The 514-nt window shown below is 55.8% G+C and carries 1 pseudogene; it reads left to right on the top strand.

Annotated features, from left to right (window positions below):
* Positions 1 to 514, top strand: a pseudogene (locus HMPREF2554_RS10965) (DNA polymerase III subunit beta); the annotation flags it as partial.

The following is a 514-nucleotide window of genomic DNA, read 5'->3' as shown; positions in this document are numbered from 1 at the left end:
GCGATGCGCGAAATTACCTGGAATCCTGAGAACCCTGAAATTGAGGCTGCGGTTCTGCTCAAGGCCAAAACCATGACCGAGGTGGGGCGTACCCTCTCAAGCTCGGGAGAGCTTTCTATCGCACTTCCTGAAAATGGCGATCTTATCGGTTTCTCCGCAGGCTCTCGCCGAACTACGAGTGTTCTCATGGACGGTCAGTACCCGAATCTTCGTGCCCTCTTCCCAACCGAAACTGCGGTTCATGCTGTTGTCCGTACATCGGATTTGGCGGAGGCGGCGCGTCGTATTTCCCTCGTGGCAGAACGTAACACTCCCCTGCGCCTTCAGTTCACCGAAGACGGACAGGTATCGATCGATGCCGGGCGTGGCGATGAGGCTCGCGCATCCGAATCGATGCCCGCGCAGCTGGACGGTCACGAAATTACGGTGGCATACAACCCCACGTACCTTTCGGAGGGATTGGGAGCCTTTGATACTGATTTTGTACGTTTCTCCTTCACTGAGGCTCCTAAAC

The organism is Rothia sp. HMSC071F11 (assembly GCF_001809115.1).
Taxonomy (GTDB): Bacteria; Actinomycetota; Actinomycetes; order Actinomycetales; family Micrococcaceae; genus Rothia; species Rothia dentocariosa.
This window is presented reverse-complemented; position numbering and strand designations above follow the sequence as displayed.